Raw genomic sequence first — 17,292 nt, 5'->3', positions numbered from 1 at the left:
TTGTGGATCAAATTTAATGGATAATATTATCAGTCGATACGCATGGTACGCGATGGTGCAGGACAGACCAGAGCAACCTGTGCTCTGTTAACTGCACAATAAAACAATGATAATTGGCTTGAATGGTGTGGTGGGATTTTTATATCTCGACAGATTGGCGAAAAGTCCGTTATTCCGGACAGGCCTGTGTGGACTAAAATAACGGCAGGCCGATGACAAAAGTAAATGAATATTGCATAAAATAACGGAGTATCAATCATATGTTTTCCGCCGACGACGGTTGGTCGGGGCGGGTCCTTACGAATACGGCCATGCGCCTATCTGTTTTTGCAGAATAGGATAGCTCTATTCATAGTGACAGAGATACGGATTATTCCATATGAGAAGACCCAAAAGACAGCAAAGTACTGGCAAGAAAACCGGCAGTGGCTTGTTAAGCTCCTGAAGATGCGAATTAATAATGTGTGCCGTGAAGTGGGGCAGGTTCTATCTTAAGGCATCTGTAAGGTTGTTTTTTGTTTTGGCACGTCATTTGCTATTAAGGATGCACAGTGGTTGAAGTATTCACTGTTAGCAAAACATAAAAGCCAGGTTTGCCGAGCTGAAACCAGAATTGCATTGGTGGGGTGCGAGAACAGGTAGAAGGCTTGGCTGACCAGGTTTTTAGATTTCATCTGCACCTGTGTCTGGTTCATGGGTGAGCTTTTGACCGCTGGCTGGTAAAAAGCGAAATGATGATTGCCATTGGCGAAAGCAAAGAACTTAGTGGAATTGGATAGGTATCTGGCAATCCGATTCCATCAAGTTCTTTGCTTTCGCTTTTTTTGCTCTTCTTCCTGTCAAGGCTGGTAGTTTTTGGCCCTCTCTCCCCTCCGTTCAAAAAAAAGCATAGATTTACAGCTCCTGTAATATTTTTTTGACGATGTTTCCATCTGCGCTGCTGCCAAAATGAGCCATAATCGGTTTCATGGCCTGCATCTTATTGCCAAATTGTGAAAAATCTATATTGTCGGAGATCCAGGTTTTTATATCCTCTTCACTTGCCTGCTGTGGCAGGTAGCTTTCAAGATTTGCAATGTAATCAAGATCGCCGGTTCCTCCCGCATCAATCAACTCTCTTTCAGACTTGATCAGTTTTTTTATGATCCCGACAACCTTTTCATCACTGAGCTCTTTTTCCGGCTGACGCTGAAATTCTCCAATGAGGATGCGGATAACACCGAGCCGGGCGCTGTCCTTTGCTTTCATGGCATCTTTAAGCTGACTCTTGATGGTTTCCTGTAAGTTCATGTGTGATATCTCCAGATATTTTTATAAATTGAAATGGGAAACAATTTCAGGCGGTCAGCAAATAGTAACCCTTCACCTGAGCCTGGTCAAATTGAAAGCTCCCCCATCAGGAGTCCTTTTCTCTTGTCTTTCAGGGTATGATTGTGGGTAATGGGGTTGATACTCTGTGTTTCTTTATGACAAATAACCATTCATATTATGATGAAATTGTCTAGTATGGACTGTTCAAATGCGGTATCTTTATTTCGATGCCGCAAAAGTTGCAGAAATCGTAATGTAGAGAATTTCCTACTGCGATCATAGTCAGGTGGAAGTGGGGGAGTTGAAAAAAACCTGGCGTTGCCATGTTGTTGCAAGTTACTTAAATAAATAAGCATTTATGCCTGACAGGTTGTTGTTGTCGCGATTCCCGCTTGCCAGCGTGCGAAAATCCTTTTATGAACAGCGACAATAGGCATTTCAGCATATGAGGTGTCTGTGGCAGAGTTCTTATCGCTGAGTTTGAATAGTGGTTTCAAAATTAACTTTGGAGGACCTTTATGAAAGGGAAACAGTGGATAAAGCTGTCAGGTGTACGAAACGCCTTTTACGCTACCTGTATGTTTGCACTTATCACAGCAGGCAGCGCATTCGCAGGCGGTACACTCAGAGTCGCAACTATGGGTGAACCCGCTTCACTCGATCCACACAAGGTGAGTGGTACCTGGGAAAATTATGTCGTGGGCGACATGTTCCTCGGGCTGACTACAGAAAACCCGAAAGCAGAAGCTGTTCCCGGTGTAGCTGAGTCTTGGACCATCTCTGATGATCTGAAAACGTATACATTCAAGCTGCGTAAGACAAATTGGTCTGACGGCACCCCATTTACTGCCAATGACTTCGTTTACTCAATGCAGCGAATCCTTCTTCCCGAAACTGCTGCTGAATACGCATCCCTGCTGTATGTCATCGAGGGTGCTGAAGAGATTAACAGTGGTAAGGCTGCTCCAGAGACCCTTGGGGTAACTGCACTTGATGACTACACTCTTCAGGTCCAGCTGGTTGGTCCTGCACCATACTTCCTCGACCTTCTGACTCACTACACAGCCTATCCTGTACCAAGGCATGTTATAGAGAAAGTGGGTAATGACTGGACCAAGCCTGAGAATATGGTCGTCAATGGACCGTATAAGCTGGTTGAGTGGTTGCCGAATACCCATGTAAAGCTCACCAAAAATGAGCAGTATTACGATGCCGGTAACGTATCGCTCGACAATCTTACCTTTTATACCCAGGAAGATCGTGCTGCGGTACAAAAGCGTTTTCGCGCAGGCGAAATTGATGTTGCCATGGATTTCGCCTCTGACCAGATTGACTGGCTGCGGGAAAATCTGCCGAATGAGACACGCATTGCTCCGTATCTCGGCGTGTACTACTACCCTATGAACACCAGTGTACCTCCTTTTGATGATATCCGTGTTCGCCAGGCTCTCTCATTGTCGGTAAACCGTGAGGCGATTGTTGACCGTGTATTGAAGACCGGTGAAATTGCTGCCTACTCCTTTGTTCCTCCCGGAGTTTCTTATTACGAGAAACCAGCCGAGGTTGAGTGGAAGGATATGCCGTATCCAGAGCGTGTGAAAAAAGCAAAAGCGCTTTTGGCCGAGGCTGGTTTTAACAAGGATAACCCTCTCAAGCTCACTCTCCGCTACAACACTTCTGAGAACCACAAGCGGGTAGCTGTGGCGGTTCAGTCAATGTGGAAGCAGATCGGTGTTGAGGCCCAGCTCCACAATTCCGAGGTAAAAGTTCATTATGCAGACTTGAAGCAGGGTGATTTCCAGGTAGCTCGTGCAGCCTGGATTGCCGACTACAACGACGCCCAGAACTTCCTCTATCTGCTTGAGACCCGCACCGGTGCCAATAATTACGGACGCTACTCAAACGAGAAGTTTGATTCTCTCATGCAGCAGGCTGAAGTAACCGCGGATCTCAAAAAACGTGCGGAAATGCTTTACCAGGCCGAGGCTCAGGCCATGGCTGATCAGCCGGTTATTCCAATCTATCACTATGTCTCCAAAAACCTTGTTTCCCAGAAGGTGGACGGGTTTGTTGATAACGCGAAAGACATCCATCGCTGGAGATACATTACCATCAAAGAATAGTGTGTAGTCCTCCTTTTGCCGGAACCTCAAGGGTTCCGGCAAAAGGTGGTACTGATTTCCGCTATCACAGATACAAAACATACTCGGGGAGTAACGTATGTTTGCCTATGCCGTGCGTCGTTTGGGTAGTGCCATACCGACGCTGTTAATTATCATCACCATCGCCTTTTTCATGATGCGGCTTGCCCCTGGCGGTCCCTTCGACCGTGAGCGGCAATTACCGCCGGAGATTGAGGCAAACATTCTGAAAGCCTACAATCTGGACAAGCCGGTTCATGAGCAGTACCTGATTTATCTTGGAAACATACTCAAGGGTGATTTCGGTCCGTCCTACAAGTATCTCGATTTCACCGTTACCGATCTGATTGTCGCCGGTTTTCCAGTGAGTCTTCGCCTCGGTCTTATGGCGATCACCCTGGCGATGCTGATAGGCATAACGGCCGGGACCATTGCGGCCCTGAAGCAGAATTCAGCTTTTGACTATATGGTGATGGGTGTGGCAATGACAGGTATCGCTATTCCCAACTTTGTCATGGCGCCGATTCTGGCACTGGTCTTCGGGGTCTATCTTTCCTGGCTACCTGTTGCCGGGTGGGGTGGTGGAGCCTTGCAGTATCAGATATTGCCGGTCATCACTCTCGCTTTGCCGCAGATTGCCTACATTGCCCGCCTGACCCGGGGTAGCATGGTTGAGACCATGAATTCCAACTTTATCAGGACCGCACGGGCGAAGGGACTGGCAGAGAAGATTGTTGTGGTGAGACATGCTTTGAAAGGCGGCCTGCTGCCTGTGATCTCATATCTGGGACCAGCGACGGCAGCGGTTATCACAGGCTCTGTTGTTATTGAGTCGATCTTCGATGTTCCTGGCATTGGCAGGTATTTCGTCAACGGGGCGCTCAACCGCGATTACCCTGTGGTCATGGGCGTGGTGATTTTCTATGCGGTCTTGATCATGGCGTTGAATTTGATTGTGGATCTCATTTACGGATTCCTGGATCCGAGAGTAAAGGTTGAATAAGTGGCTAATACAACACCATCCAAACCATATATGAGGGACCAGCTTAACGGGCTGGATATACCGGAAGCGGTCAAAGGGCGTAGCCTGTGGCAGGACGCCTTACGTCGTCTGCTCCACAACAAGGCTGCCGTCGCCTCGATGATTCTTTTGGGCATTATCGTGCTATTGGCCATTTTTGCACCGTTTCTTTCGTCCTGGGCCTTTGACGAACCTGACTGGGGTTATGATTTCCCTGGCGCACCGAACGCAGAGCTTCACCACTGGTTCGGTACGGATGGCAACGGTCGTGATCTTTTTGTGCGAACTTTGTACGGTGCCAGAATCTCCCTGATGGTCGGCATCATTGCCACCACAGTCAGTCTGCTCATTGGTGTTACCTATGGAGCTACGGCAGGTTTCCTGGGAGGCAGGGTCGATAACGTCATGATGCGTATTGTAGACATCATGTATTCCCTGCCGTTTATGTTTTTCGTTATCTTGCTCATGGTCTTTTTCGGCAGAAACATTTTCATGATCTTCATCGCTCTGGGTGCGGTGGAGTGGCTTACCATGGCCAGGATTGTCAGGGGGCAGACCCTGTCGGTGAAGAAAAAGGAATTTATTGAGGCAGCCCACGCAGTGGGTGTCTCGAACTGGAAGATTATAACGCGGCATATCATCCCGAATGTTCTGGGGCCTGTCATTGTGTATATGACCCTTACCATCCCCCAGGTCATTCTCACCGAGTCTTTTCTCTCCTTTCTCGGCCTTGGTGTCCAGGAGCCGCTGACCAGTTGGGGTGTGTTGATCTCTGAAGGTGCCAAACAGATCGAGTCTGCGCCGTGGATGCTGTTCTTCCCGGCACTGTTTCTCGCGATAACCCTGTTCTGCTTCAACTTCATCGGGGATGGTCTGCGTGATGCGCTTGACCCCAAGGATAGGTAATTATGCTTCTTGATGTACAAAACCTGACGACACGTTTTTATACCCACGACGGTGAGGTCTGTGCTGTCAATGATGTGAGCTTTTCTGTTGAGGCTGGAGAATGTCTCGGGATTGTCGGGGAGTCCGGCTCGGGCAAGACCCAGGTTTTCATGTCGATCATGGGGTTGCTGGCCAAAAACGGCAAGGCCGAGGGAAAGGTGTATTTTGACGGCACGCAGATCCTCGACCTGAAAGCGGCAGAACTGAATACTCTTCGTGGAGTGGAATTTTCCATGATCTTCCAGGACCCGATGACCTCACTCAATCCGTATCTCAAGGTCTCAAGACAGATGACCGAGGTGCTGATGGAGCACAGGGGGATGAGTGAGGAGGATGCCACCGCCGCTTCGGTCCGCATGCTTGATCTTGTTGGTATCCCGGAGTCGAGAAAGCGGATTACCATGTATCCCCATGAGTTTTCTGGCGGTATGCGACAGAGGGTGATGATTGCCATGGCTCTATTATGCGAGCCGAAACTGTTGATCGCAGACGAGCCGACAACAGCGCTCGATGTAACGGTTCAGGCCCAGATTCTCGAACTCCTGGCTAAGCTTGGTAAAGAGCTGAATATGGCTACGGTTATGATTACCCATGACCTTGGCGTGATAGCGGGACTCAGTGACCGGGTTCTGGTTATGTATGGCGGCAGAATTGTTGAGCAGGCCAGTGTCCATGAGATCTTCAACGATCCACAGCACCCGTACACCAGGGGATTGCTCGATTCCATGCCTCGGCTTGATGATGAGGGGGCAGAAGCCCTGCATACCATTGCCGGCCAGCCGCCAAACCTGCAGGATCTTCCTGGTGGCTGTAGCTTTGCACCACGCTGCGAGCATGTGATGGCTATCTGTCAGGCTGAACGGCCGGAGTTAAAGGAATCCGCTGGCGGACGTAAGAAGGCTTGTCATCTGGAGAAGTTGTAATGACGGAAAAAAAAGAAAATATATTTGAAGAGCAGGCGCCTATCCTCACCGTCCGGGGGCTGAAGGTCTATTTTCCTATCAGTAGTGGCAGACTGTTTTCAAAACCAGTTCCCCTGAAAGCAGTCGATGATGTCAGCTTTGATGTCTATGCTGGAGAGACCCTGGGTATCGTCGGTGAGTCCGGGTGTGGCAAATCGACCCTTGGCCGGGGCGTGCTGCAACTGTTGAAACCGACCGCCGGTGAAGTGGTCTGGCACGGGAAGAAGATTTCCGGGCTTCGATCGCGGCAGATGATTCTGTATAGAAAGGATTTGCAGATCATATTTCAGGACCCACTGGCCAGCCTGAATCCGAGAATGACCATCGGTGATATTATCGCTGAACCGTTGACTGTGCACTATCCGGAACTTACGGCAGAAGAGCGGAAACAGAGGGTCGAAGAGATAATGGATCAGGTCGGTTTGCTGCCTCTGATGATCAATCGCTACCCCCATGAGTTCTCTGGTGGCCAATGCCAGCGTATCGGCGTGGCGAGGGCGATGATTCTGCGTCCGAAACTGATAGTCTGTGATGAGCCTGTCTCTGCCCTGGACGTTTCAATCCAGGCCCAGATCGTAAATCTCATTCAGGAGCTTCAGAAATCTTTCGGGCTCTCGTTGATATTTATCAGTCATGACTTGTCGGTTGTTCGTCATATCAGCCACAGGATCATGGTGCTGTATCTTGGTAACGTGATGGAGATCGCAGATAAGAAGGGTCTCTATGATGATCCCCTGCATCCATATACCAAGGCGCTCATTTCAGCAGTGCCTCTGCCTGATCCGGAAAAAGAGAAGAAGAAGCAGCGTGTTGTGCTTGAAGGTGACCTCCCTTCTCCGGTTTCACCACCTTCAGGCTGTGTTTTCAGAACACGTTGCCCGATTGCCCAGCCAGTCTGCGCCAGTAAAAAGCCGACCTTGCAGAATGTTCGTGATGGTCGAATGGTTGCCTGCCATTTCTGGGATAAGCAATAAATTACACAATACTATTAGATCACCTTCGAAGTTGAAATTTGTGAGCCCTGATGAGAAGTCTCATCAGGGCTCAGTGTTTTATTGGGAATCACTATCTTCTTAAAAAATGTGTAAATACAGTATCCTGGAGGTTGGTTTCTGAAAACCACACCATGGTTTCCAATTTAATAAAGGATTTATTGGCAATATGCCTGTATTGGTCTATTGGGTGGACCTGCTGGTGCGGAGGCTAAGAATATCAGGTTTATTTCTGCTAATGTGCTGAATTATCATTTTTAAAAATATTGATAATTCAGGTCGGCTGGTCGGGAAGTAGTCTGGAGGGGTACTTCAAAAATATGTGAAGCCCTAAAAGCAGATCAGGAAAGGCCCTGAAAGGCTTGGCAGGAAAGCAGGTTTCGATGAGGGAACGGGGTGATAGTCCCCGCCTGGAATCCTCGAATTCATCAGAGTTATTTTTAAAGGTGCGTAGAATTTTGTATTGAGCCGCAACTGCCCATTTGTATGAAGGGCTATATCTCCTTTTTAGGTATATGAGACAAATGGCTTTTAGGCTCAACCGGTTGCGGCGAATAGTTCACTGGAGTTGTTTGGTCAGACTGGTTTTTCTCGCATATACTGCCTGACCTGGTTTTGGTTCCGAAAAGAGATGTCGGCCCGTGAAAATATAGTTCACCGAGAAGGACTCCTGCCGCTCATCGGGCTTGAAAGCCCTTGCAAATGGCTTCACTCCGTTGATAGACTCAAGTAGCATCATGTTAAATTTTTCTACACGGGTGGGCTATCTGGTGGACCAGGGCAGGGCCCTGTGTTTTCGTGATTTTCTTGCCTTTTCGAGAGTGCTCTTGTATCTTTGCCTCTCGTTAATGTGCAACCAGTGAGGGAAGCAATTCACTGTATTGGTACCTTTTTTAATAACCAACCTCTTGTCCTCTGCTGTAGTCCCCTGCTACTTATGTCCGTGTAGAAGGGTTTGCGAATTCAGAAAAGCCTAACGATCTTAAACTTAAGTGAAGCTTATGTGTGTGATCGCTCAATTCTTGGCAAGATGTAGTCGTTAGCAGGATATCAAGAGTCATTTCTATAGATTATGAAGATGGAGGAACTATGCAATTTGCTGTCCTGCAGCTAACAGGCTGCGCCGGGTGTGAAGTCTCTCTCTTGAACGCAGGAGACGAACTCGATCTCGCTAAACTCGCTTATATGCCGTTGGTGGTTTCCACCCATGATGTTCCGGAAGTTGATATATTGCTCGTAACCGGTGGTATCAGAACGGATGAAGATCTTTTTAAGCTCAGAGAAGCGGCGAGCAAGGTGAAAAAAATTGTTGCCGTAGGTACCTGTGCTATCTCAGGCGGTGTTGCTGGCCTTGGAGACCGCCATGATATCAGGAAACACTTTTTGGCGACAACCCATCAGGGCCGGGTCCCCAGAATGTTGCCCAAGTGCAAACCGATTGATACTGAAGCTGAGGTGGATATCTACCTTCCGGGTTGCCCGCCGGTACCGGATCTCTACGTGAAGCTTCTTAATGACCCAGGATCCCTGAAGACAACCTCGATTGTATGCAAGGAATGCGGCAGAAGAAAACCGAAAGACCTGAGACCTACCAAACTCACTGAATCTATCCACAAGGATGAGGATCCGAACGTCTGTCTGGTAAAGCAGGGGCAACTCTGTGTGGGCACCTCGACCAGAAACGGTTGCGGTGCGCCATGTCCTAAAGCTGGTTTCCCTTGTGTTGGTTGCCGGGGACCTTCCAATAATCTCATTGAGAAAGATGCAAACGCCTGGTTTGAGAGTCTTGCAAATGTATTCCGGCGGATGACTGATATTGATCCAGAAGAGATTAACGAGGCACTGAGGTCCCCGCACCTCGCGCTGTTCCTGTTCCAGTTTTCCGACTATACCGAAACAGAACTTGAAAGTCGTCCAAAGGAGAAGGTGCTGTAAAAAATGTCTACTACAATTCAATTTCCGATTTCCCGAATAGAGGGCCACGCTAAAGTTGTGGTGAACCTCGATCATGGCAAAGTCCTGAACGCTCGCTTTCTTGCGCAGGAATACAGAGGTTTTGAACAATTTCTAAAAGGGATGCCAGCCGAGCAGATGCCGGTGATTGTCCCACGGGTATGTGGCGTCTGTTCCACTTCTCATCATCTTGCGGCGGTGGAAGCGCTGGAAGATGCCTATGACGTCAAACCTCCCCCTGTTGCTGAGAAAATTCGTCATTTGATGATGGTTGGCCAGCTGGTACAAAACCAGGCAACTTCACTGTTCTTTTTTACCCTGCCGGATAAACTACAGGCCACCTCAATTTTCGGAGCCGATGAAAGTGCAAGTAAGGATGTCCTCGGCAGTATCAGCAAAAAAGCCATGGCTGTCCGCAAAATTGGTACCGAGTTGATTGCCATAGCAGGTGGCCAGTTCATTCATCCTGTAAAAGCTGTTGTCGGCGGAGTTGTCTCTGGTATCGACAAAGCTGCGGCCAAAGAAATGCGCAAGAAGATCAAGGCGGCAATTCCCATCGCCTGCAGTCTTTTTGACGAATACTGGCAATTGAGTCAGAAAATGACCAAAGCAGTTGGCGACTGGGAAGGAGACGACCCTTTTTACTATATGATTGCTGTGGATAAGAATGATCCGACCCGCCCGGTTGATCATGTGACCATGCAGAAATCGGATGGCTCAGAGACCGTTACTTTCAGGCCGGAAGATTTTCGTGAGAATCTGCAATTTCATCAGGTGCAGGACAGCTTTTCCGCCAAGACTTCATTCAATGATTTGCCCATTCGCGCTAACAGTCTGGCACGTATGAACCTGATCGAGTCAATGGGCACGCCCATTGCCAACGGTTATCTTGAGCGTTTCCGTGTACAGTTCGGCTCACCTGCCCACCAGATTCTGCTTTTTGACCTCTGTCGTGGAATTGAACTGATTAATGGTCTTGAGCGTGCGGACAGGCTGCTGGCAGAGAACCTGATGGATGGTGAGATGAGTGTACCTGTAGAGCCGCGCGATGGTTTTGGCTATGGCCTGGTTGAGGCACCTCGGGGACCGCTTATTCATCATTATCAGATCGAGAATGGTCTGATCGTTAACGTGGAGTTTGTCATTCCGACAGTGCATAACAACTTCTCTATCGAGCGGGCCTTGACCACCATGGCCAAACGTTTTGTCCATGAAGATAGAATAGATATGGGCCTCGACAGTGCAATGGGGTGGGTCGTGCGGGCTTTCGATCCATGTATTGCTTGCGCGACCCATTAAGTATTCGAAAAGCGTTCTGTGATTGCTGCAAGCTATAGGTTTTGAAAGCAGCATGGAAATCGCATCAACATTTGAAAGCGGCACAACCGGATAATCGGTTGTGCCGCTTTTTTTTTTCAATCCAGTCGATAAACTGATCAGCAGGAAAGGATATGTTATAATGGCTGGTCCTGGCTGAATCGGCTGAAAAGCATTGAATACGAATATAGAGAATTTTGGAGTGATAATGACAAAGCAACGGTGCTCATGGTGTGATATGAACTCCCCTGAATATATCGACTACCACGACAATCACTGGGGCGTGCCGGTCTATGATGATCGGTTACTGTTTGAAATGCTTGTTTTGGAAGGAATGCAGGCAGGATTGTCCTGGCTTTCGATTCTTAAAAAGCGAGAAAATTTTATCCAGGCTTTTGACAATTTTGAGATTGCGGTGGTTGCGCTATATGGTGAGAAGAAAGTCGCAGAGTTGCTTGTGGATGTGGGAATTATCCGCAACAAACTGAAGATCAATTCGGTAATTACAAACGCAAAGGTATTCCTGGAAATTGCAGAAGAATTCGAAAGTTTTTCAAAGTATCTCTGGGCTTGGGTAGGCAATAATCCGCTACAGCACGAATATAGTGATAGACAAGAAATACCTGCCAAAACAGAGCTTTCTGAAAAGATTTCAAAAGATCTCAAAAAGCGGGGGATGTCATTTGTTGGGCCGACAATCATCTATGCATATATGCAGGCGATCGGGATGGTCAACGACCACGACCCAGGCTGTTATCGCAGGGAACAGGTTGCTGCCCTGGCAGGCCCAGCGCAATAAACGGGTCGCGGGTTTCCTGCCAGGCTAAAATACTGAATCAGTAATTTGCAACCCCTTCCGTGGGACTACAGAGGATATCGGTGATGGTTTTGTATACATCACGCAGGTAGACGACTCCCAGCACCTTGCCTTCTGTACCAATCACCGGCATTCTGCGCATTTGTTCCACCAGCATAATGTCGGCACAGCGCATGATGGAATCGTTGAGGTTGATCACCTGAACATTCTCGGTCATGATATCCCGAACATGCAATGACCTGGCGCGTTCAGTTCTGTCAGCGCGCATTGTCTCCCAACTTGAATTGTCGTCCATCAGTCCATCAAGATACATATACGAAGGGATAAGCAGTCTCAGGATGTCTGTGGTGGAGACGATACCGACCAGTTTCTGTTCACTGTCCAGCACTATGATGGCGTTGAGTGATAAGCCGTGGGAACGCCTTGAGTGTTTCATGGTCTCGATTGCGTCGAGAACGGTCATCTCAGGAGTCAGCCAGTTATCTAACGGCTCCATTATGTCTCGTACTTTCATGCAACCTCCAGATGATTTTAAAAGGTCTATCCTGTGAAGGGTGAGAGGGCAAGAATCGATAACTGCAGCAATTAATTGTTATGACAGCATGATAGCATAGGAATGGCAAGTTGATCAAATTTAATACTCAAAAATATCAGTAAAATAGAAATTATGCTACCCCCCGTCTTCTCCCTGGGTAAAACTACTGCGATGTAGCACAATGTGCTGAAAATACATTCAAACCCGATACAGCAAGCGGTTGCCCGGTTTTGTTCAGGAAAGATGGAATGGCCAGATTACAGGGATCAGCAGCATGCCGGCCAGCACCACAAATATGTTCAGCGGGATGCCCAGCTTGAGGTAGTCCTTGAACCTGTACCCGCCGGGACCGTAGACCATCAGGTTGGTCTGGTAGCCGACAGGGGTTGCGAAACAGGCGCTGGCACCTATGCAGATTCCGATGATAAAGGGCTTTGGGTCAACCCCGATTCCAAGTGCGGTAGAGATTGCAATGGGCAGCAGTAATACGGCGGTGGCGTTGTTGCTGAGTATCTGGGTTGAGATAGAGGTGAGCAGGATCATGCCCCCCAGGACGAGGGTGGGGGACATATCCGAAAAAAGGCTGAGAAAGGCTTCGGCGTAAAGCTGGCTGGTGCCGGTTTTGGCCATGGCTGCACCAAGGGCGATGGTGCCGGCAATAAGCATCAGCACATCCGCCTGCAGTGCGCGGTACGCGTCACGCATCTGCAGGCAGCCGGTGATGATCATCAGGAAGGCAGCGGTCAGGGCACAGGTCATTATGTCGGCAAAACCAAGCGTCGCGGTCACCACCATGCCTATGAAGTTCACTATCGACCAGATGGCTTTTCTCTTGTGAACAATCTCTTCGTAGACGTCTTCAATAACGATACATTCCTGATCGGAGCGAATAGTGTCGAGTTTACTTTCAGAACACCAGATTAAAATGATATCGCCGGTCTGCAGGCGAATATCATGGATTTGCCTCTCGGTAAGATGAAGGTTGCTCCGCTTAACGGCGATGATATGCACATCAGGGTCTTTGGCCAGGTCAGTGTTTGCCAGTCGCCTGCCGCGCAGGGGAGAATGCGCGGAAATTATCAGCTCCACCACTATAGGCGCATCCTTTTGTGCTCCCAGCAGCAGCCCGGTTTCAGAAGAGGGTAGCTCGACCTCCTCATTATGCAGGATAGCAACCAGGTCATTGAGTGAGCTCTTCACCAGCAGGATATCATCGCCTGTAATGGTTATGGTATCTCGTCCCGGATAATAAATGTGACTTTTATTAATAACCTCGAGTACCTCAAGGTTGGGGTGCTTGTCGCGAAACAGTGTGTTGGCGGGCTTGCCCACCAGCTTACTGTCCGGGCGGATCTTGAGTTCAGCAAGGTACTGGCGATGGGAGCCGTCTTCGATATTGCAGATCGGGTTTGCCAGTTCAGGCAATACGCGTGGCGCGGCAATAATCAAAAAGAGAATACCAATAATGGCTATGGGCGCGCCGATAATAGAGAGTTCAAACATGGTGAGCGCACCGTAGCCATATTCATTGCTGAGATCACTGATGATGATATTGGTGGAGGTACCGATAAGGGTACAGGTGCCGGCAAGAATAGAGGCGTAGGAAACCGGGATCAGGAACTTTGAAGGGCTCAGGCCAAATTCACAACACATTGCCATCACCACCGGGATGAAGAGGATAACCACCGGAGTATTATTGATAAAAGCAGAGGCGATGGCAACGGTTATCAGGATCAGGGTGAGGGCCAGCAGAGAACTCCCATTTGCGAAATGAATTACCTGTCTGCCAAGGAACTCAACGCCCCCCGTACGCATCATTCCCTTACTCACCACAAACATGGCACCAACGGTGATAACGGCGGGATTGGCGAAGCCGGCGACTGCCTCTCGAGGAGTGAGGATACCGCTGACCACCAGGGTCACCATGATACCGATAGCGGTCAGGTCCACCGAGATTTTCTCAGAGATAAGCAGGTAGAGCGTTACAATGAGTAGCGCGGTGATAATCCAGGTTTCCATACCAGGTCCTCTGAGGATGCAGGTGTACCTTTTAGCCGGCGATGTTGTCCGGTGATTTTTTTTGACAGGTTATGATGTTGGTGAATGAAATAATTATCATTATTTAAGTGATGTGAAGTACTCCTTTATGCGGCGCATCATTGGTGCGTGATCTTCCCTACTGAGAATTGCTTCTATGAGATAAGGACCATCTATCGTGCAGGCGTGGTGAAGAGCACGATTGAGTTGAGCCGCAGTCTGAACACGGACACCGGGACAACCCAGAGCTTCCGCATACGCGACATAATCCCAATGGGCCAGGTTGTAGTAGTCTCTGTGTTGATCGAGGGCGGCGAGCATCTTGTAATATCCATTGTTTAAAACAAGCACTATCGGTTTGTGGCCCTGGGCCACCAGGGTAGAGAGTTCACTGCCGGTCATCTGAAACGCTCCGTCGCCAACCAGCACCAGTGGCCGAAGATCAGGAGCTGCCATTGCTGCCCCCAGGGCGCCGGGAACAGCGAAACCCATTGAGGCGTAGTAGCCGGGTGCCATAAAAATATCCGCGTTGAGCTCAAGCCCTGCAAACCAGGCATCGCCGACATCAGCAAGATAGCTGAATTTCGATTGATCAATGGTTTTCAGACATTGAATCAGGGCCGCGGTATTGAGCGGTGCAGATTCATCTATATCTACTGTTACCAAAGTTTTATCTTTCACCAGATGGACTCCCGGTTTTCTGGCACTATCCGGTCTGGTGCTCGCCAGGAGTTGCATAAGCGGGGCTATGGGGAGCTGGGGATAGATGTGGTGTGATATCCGAACCTCTGAGTCGCGAATCTCGAGTATGTTCGAGGATTCGAGGTGAGCGGTCCAGAAGCCGGTATTAACGTCTGAGTAGATTACCCCTACAGAGAGAATAAGATCAGCACCTTCGAGAGTCTCACGGGCGAGTTTGCTCCCCATTTCTCCCATATAGATGCCGGCAAAATGGGGGTGGGATTCTGGGAATGCCCCTTTGCCCATTACAGAGGAGACCACAGGAAGCAGCCACGATTCGGAAATGGTGCGAACTGCATCCATCAAGGCGTGCCTGCGAATACCAACCCCGGCGTAGAGCACAGGACGCCGGGCCTTTTCAAGGGCGGCAGAAATTTCACCGGCTGCCTCAATGATCGCGGCGGTATTGACAGGTCTATCTTGATCCGGCGCGGATGGTTTAGGAGGAGTCGGTATTTCGACTGAAGTCATGTCGATGGGGATTTCAAGGTAACCGGGTCTCTTCTCAGCCAGGCAGGCGGTGAGTACGCGATCAATTTCGTCTGCTGCGGTTGCTGCTTCGTTAAGTGCTGCTGTGGCGCAGGTAACCTCTTTGAATATTCTATGCTGACTGCCATAATCTTTTACAAGGTGATGAAAAGAAGGCTCAGTTTTTCTCCCGCAGACATTAGGTGCGCCACTGATGACCACGACCGGTGAATTTTCGGCATAGGCCATGGCCATCGGGTTGATCATATTGAGGCCGCCGACGCTGTAGGTGGTAAGCACGGCACCAAAACCTTTGAGTCGGGAGTACGCATCTGCAGCAAAAACACAGCTGGGTTCATGAGTGCAGACAACTGTTTGCATGCCATAAGCAGCCTGTTCCGCGTAGAGAGGAAGGGCAAAATCACCAGGAATGCCAAAAGTACAACGAACGCCGTACTGTTCAAGGCGACTGAAAAGATAATGAGAAAGTTTCATTATTTCTCCCTGTAAGATGGAAAGGTAAAAGAGCACGTACCTTAACTATACTTCATTTTTGGCAGGCTCAAGAAATGACTTGGGGACGGTAGGAGGAGGGCAGAATAAAAAAAACGGGACATCAGGTAAAATCATGATGCCCCGTGGCGGGTGTTCAGGGTTGTCTGAGCTAGATATCCGGGTTCTTATCGTATCTCTATTCCTGCCTCGTTGGCGGCATCGGCGATATGGGAGACAAATATTTTGGCGAAGTCATCATTTGACCCGAGCCCCTGCAGTATCGGAGTTACTTCATAACCTGCCTGGACCAGGATAGATTTCCAGGAATCCTCCTCATCACCTGCCATATCGTTGACAGCATGGTCTCCGGCAACGATCATAAAGGGAACCAGGGTTACCTGTTTTTTATCTGATTCTTTCATCTGGGCGAGCACGTCTTCAACGGACGGAGATCCTTCAACAACCCCAATATACGTTTCGATGTCAGGATAGAGTTCGCGCATTTTCTTCTGAGTTTCGGCATAGATGCCAGTCGACCAGTATTTATTGCCATGGCCCATATATACCAGCATGGAGTTATTTTTCCGGGCCTGTTCAACGTTGCCGGCCAGGGTCTGAATAACCTTGTCCACATCCTCATGGTATGGGTAGATGTCGCCGGGCTTACCGAGTGCCGGACGGCCCATAACAATAGAATTAATAGGCTTCCAGCGTTCTTTCATGGTGTTGATGGAGCCCAGCGCATTGACGTATTGCTGCAGGTCGTATGACTGCTCCATATAGAAAATGTGGGTGGGTTGGACGATGATGTTGGTGTAGCCATCTTCTAACAGATCTCCAACGGTGGCGATAAAGTTCTTTACATACAGCACTTCTTCGGGGATCCCTTTGTCGAGCCACTGCTGAGGCTCTGCCTGTCGTTGTTTCCAGACCCGGCGAATAATGTTTGAGGTGAAGGTGATGCGGACCTCGGTTTCCGGATAGGCACCCCGCACTGCATCGGTGATATTGGTGATCGATTGTAAAGCGGCGGGTACGGTGCTACCGAAATGGGCAACGACTATGGCCGTCTTGGGGTTGGCATGGTTGCCGGTTTTGCCTGAAGAAAAAGCACTGGTGGAGCTGAAGAGAAGCAGCATGAGGGTAACTGCAAGATACAATGAGCGGCTGAATTTCATAAAATTCTCCTGGATTGTGGCCGGGTGTTCCGAACCTTTACGTTGATCAGAATGATCAAATGATCCGGGGATGCCCTGTATCACCACGTATCTAGGTCAATTCTCCTTGTCCACGGAAGAATCGTCTCTGTTTTCCAGGCAGGTCTTCTGACTTCCGGATCAATCGTTTACTGCGTCTTCCCAACCAGGAGTGATGAAATATTACAAACTCCATAAACGGCCAGTGACATAATTGCAGTAATTGTCCCCGGTTACAGCGGCGGGCCCGTCCCTGATTTACACAGGGTTCCCTCTTCGGCACAAAGGCACCTGAAAACAGCAACATTTTGAATGGAGAAAGCTCAAAAGTCAATATTTATTTGACAATGATTAGGAGCAT

13 protein-coding genes and 1 riboswitch are annotated in these 17,292 nt (G+C 49.0%); of the genes, 8 read left to right on the top strand and 5 right to left on the bottom strand.

Annotation, left to right across the window (positions count from 1 at the left end; all coding sequences use genetic code 11):
- Positions 1–894: 894 nt before the first annotated feature.
- On the bottom strand, positions 895–1,290 hold the full coding sequence (locus FCL45_RS02345) for a GatB/YqeY domain-containing protein (RefSeq protein ID WP_136799343.1): 396 nt from the start codon (positions 1,288–1,290) through the stop codon (positions 895–897).
- Positions 1,291–1,829: 539 nt separating this feature from the next.
- Between FCL45_RS02345 and FCL45_RS02340 the strand changes: the two genes are divergently transcribed.
- From FCL45_RS02340 to FCL45_RS02305, 8 genes are all read left to right on the top strand, one after another.
- Positions 1,830–3,434, top strand: coding sequence for a peptide ABC transporter substrate-binding protein (locus FCL45_RS02340; RefSeq protein ID WP_217907646.1), 1,605 nt, complete (start codon positions 1,830–1,832; stop codon positions 3,432–3,434).
- Between the two features lie 97 nt (positions 3,435–3,531).
- Complete coding sequence (gene oppB, locus FCL45_RS02335) at positions 3,532–4,455, top strand: oligopeptide ABC transporter permease OppB (protein WP_136799342.1); 924 nt, start codon at positions 3,532–3,534, stop codon at positions 4,453–4,455.
- 30 nt (positions 4,456–4,485) lie between these two features.
- Positions 4,486–5,379 carry an ABC transporter permease subunit gene (locus FCL45_RS02330; protein ID WP_136799348.1) on the top strand — a complete coding sequence of 298 codons (894 nt, stop codon included), beginning with the start codon at positions 4,486–4,488 and terminating at the stop codon, positions 5,377–5,379.
- Positions 5,379–6,341 (top strand): ABC transporter ATP-binding protein, encoded by a 963-nt coding sequence (locus FCL45_RS02325; protein ID WP_420811226.1) that lies wholly within the window; start codon positions 5,379–5,381, stop codon positions 6,339–6,341. Before FCL45_RS02330 ends, FCL45_RS02325 begins: the two co-directional genes overlap by 1 nt.
- Entirely contained in the window at positions 6,341–7,354 is a 1,014-nt protein-coding gene (locus FCL45_RS02320) for an ABC transporter ATP-binding protein (RefSeq protein WP_136799340.1), read from the top strand. The genes FCL45_RS02325 and FCL45_RS02320 overlap by 1 nt, the downstream gene beginning before the upstream one ends.
- Before the next feature lie 1,107 nt (positions 7,355–8,461).
- Positions 8,462–9,307, top strand: coding sequence for an NADH-quinone oxidoreductase subunit B family protein (locus tag FCL45_RS02315; protein WP_136799339.1), 846 nt, complete (start codon positions 8,462–8,464; stop codon positions 9,305–9,307).
- 3 nt (positions 9,308–9,310) lie between these two features.
- Entirely contained in the window at positions 9,311–10,624 is a 1,314-nt protein-coding gene (locus tag FCL45_RS02310; RefSeq protein WP_136799338.1) for a Ni/Fe hydrogenase subunit alpha, read from the top strand.
- Between the two features lie 226 nt (positions 10,625–10,850).
- Positions 10,851–11,441, top strand: coding sequence for a DNA-3-methyladenine glycosylase I (locus tag FCL45_RS02305; RefSeq protein ID WP_136799337.1), 591 nt, complete (start codon positions 10,851–10,853; stop codon positions 11,439–11,441).
- A 37-nt stretch (positions 11,442–11,478) separates the two neighbouring features.
- Here the strand turns inward: FCL45_RS02305 and FCL45_RS02300 are convergent, their stop codons facing one another.
- The 4 genes from FCL45_RS02300 to FCL45_RS02285 form a co-directional block, all read right to left on the bottom strand.
- Positions 11,479–11,973 (bottom strand): CBS domain-containing protein, encoded by a 495-nt coding sequence (locus FCL45_RS02300; RefSeq protein WP_136799336.1) that lies wholly within the window; start codon positions 11,971–11,973, stop codon positions 11,479–11,481.
- 255 nt (positions 11,974–12,228) lie between these two features.
- Entirely contained in the window at positions 12,229–14,013 is a 1,785-nt protein-coding gene (locus FCL45_RS02295) for an SLC13 family permease (protein WP_136799335.1), read from the bottom strand.
- 99 nt (positions 14,014–14,112) lie between these two features.
- Entirely contained in the window at positions 14,113–15,735 is a 1,623-nt protein-coding gene (locus FCL45_RS02290) for an alpha-keto acid decarboxylase family protein (protein ID WP_136799334.1), read from the bottom strand.
- Between the two features lie 185 nt (positions 15,736–15,920).
- Positions 15,921–16,913, bottom strand: coding sequence for a sirohydrochlorin cobaltochelatase (locus FCL45_RS02285; protein ID WP_136799333.1), 993 nt, complete (start codon positions 16,911–16,913; stop codon positions 15,921–15,923).
- A 120-nt stretch (positions 16,914–17,033) separates the two neighbouring features.
- Positions 17,034–17,240, bottom strand: a riboswitch (cobalamin riboswitch).
- Between the last annotated feature and the right edge of the window lie 52 nt (positions 17,241–17,292).

This window comes from Desulfosediminicola ganghwensis, from assembly GCF_005116675.2.
GTDB classification, from domain to species: domain Bacteria; phylum Desulfobacterota; class Desulfobulbia; order Desulfobulbales; family Desulfocapsaceae; genus Desulfopila; species Desulfopila ganghwensis.
The sequence above is the reverse complement of the archived record's forward strand: the minus strand, read 5'-3'. Positions and strand labels throughout refer to the sequence as shown.